The organism is Algibacter sp., assembly GCF_049667265.1.
Lineage (GTDB): Bacteria > Bacteroidota > Bacteroidia > Flavobacteriales > Flavobacteriaceae > Algibacter_B.
The window spans coordinates 1-1647 of the sequence record NZ_JBATHX010000323.1 but is presented as its reverse complement, the minus strand read 5'-3'; the positions used below and the strand labels follow the sequence as shown (position 1 = coordinate 1647).

At 30.3% G+C, this 1647-nt stretch carries 2 protein-coding genes; both read left to right on the top strand.

Translation table 11 applies throughout. The features are described 5' to 3' along the window. Positions 1-732, top strand: a 732-nt coding sequence (locus WBN21_RS11470) for an OmpA family protein (RefSeq protein ID WP_424200397.1), incomplete at its 5' end; no start/stop codon positions are given. 90 nt (positions 733-822) lie between these two features. Beyond that, complete coding sequence (locus tag WBN21_RS11465) at positions 823-1557, top strand: T9SS type A sorting domain-containing protein (RefSeq protein ID WP_424200395.1); 735 nt, start codon at positions 823-825, stop codon at positions 1555-1557. Positions 1558-1647: the final 90 nt, after the last annotated feature.

Below are 1647 nucleotides of genomic sequence, written 5' to 3'. Positions count from 1 at the left end.
GGTTATTTCGCTTCGAATAGAACTGGTGGTTTAGGTAGCGATGACATTTATGGATTTGACAGAATTCCTCAAATAAATCTTGAAGGAACTGTTTATGATAATGTAAATAATGAACCTGTTAATAATGCGATTGTTACTTTGTTAGATTCTGTTAACAAGGAAGTTGCAACATATAAAACAAACGAATCTGGAAATTTTGCCATAATTATTGACAGAGATTCTAATTATAAAGTAACCGTTACTAAGGATGGATTTGTAGAAAAAACGAGTTCGGTTTCTTCAAAAAACTTGGATATAAATGTAAAATCGATTAATAATGATTTTTCTATGCAACCAAAAATTAATGAAAACATAGTTGAAGAAACTGTTGAAAATATAGCGTTCTCCCCTATTTACTACAGTTATAATAGTTCGAAATTTAGAAATGAAGATATAAACGGCTTGGAGAATATTGTCAATACTTTGCTGAATGTATATCCTAACATGAAAATTAAAATTGAATCTTATTCAGATTCTAGAGGACCTGCAGCATATAATATTAAACTATCAGAAAAAAGAGTAAACGAAGCCTTTAACTATTTAGTTAGGATGGGTATTTCTCCTGCTAGAATTATTGATTATAAAGGCTATGGTGAAGAAAAATTAATTAATGCCTGTGATGATACTAATAATTGCACAGAAGAACAACACCAACTAAATAGACGTACAAACTTTATTGTAGTTAATGAGTAACAAATAATAACTTAGTTTATTATTCATTAAATTTGCAAGATCAAATACTATTTAATATATTATATCCACTTAGACATTAACATTTAAAATATGAATAACAAAATTACTTTTATAATTGCTTTTTTAATTATTAGTAGCTTAAAAGCACAAACAACTTTTGATTGGGATACACCAACTCCAACAGACAATGGCGATAATGTTTCACAAACCGTTGATGGATTTACTGCTACGTTTACAATTTCAGGGTTTAACTCTGTGGGTGTTGCTAATGGCGCTGCGCTGGATGGATCGTCTGGTAACGTTGTATCAAGTTCTGTTGATAGTTCCGAACCTTCAACACCTAGTACGAACCTCGTTTTTAGTTTTAGTGAAGCGGTAGATATTACGTCTATAATAACTGTGGTGGGTCCGTCTAATACTTTAACTTTCACCCCTACTGGAGGGAGTAATTCGGTCGTTACTGAAACTGCTTTTTCTGGCGGTGTGGTAAACTTGAATTGGACTGGTGTGACTTCATTTGTAGTTACTGGTTCAAATACTCAATTCGTTATTGCTTTTGATGATTTAATAGTTTCTAGCTCAACCTTATCGACTAAGAATAACGTTTTAGAAAATATAAGTATTTTTCCAAATCCTGTAACCGATTTTCTTAATATAGGACATGTAAAAAACCTAAAATCTATTAGAATTTATAATAGTTTAGGACAATTAGTTAAAGAAACAAACCAAGAAAAAATTGATTTAAGAGATGTTAATCGTGGTGTATATTTAATTCAAATAAACACAGGTGAAAACATACTAAACAAAAGAATAATAAAAAGATAAAATATTATTTATTAAACAGAACCTCAAAACTCGAATAATCAAACGGGGCGCTATTGATAAAAAACAATCTAATAATTAAACCACCAAAGG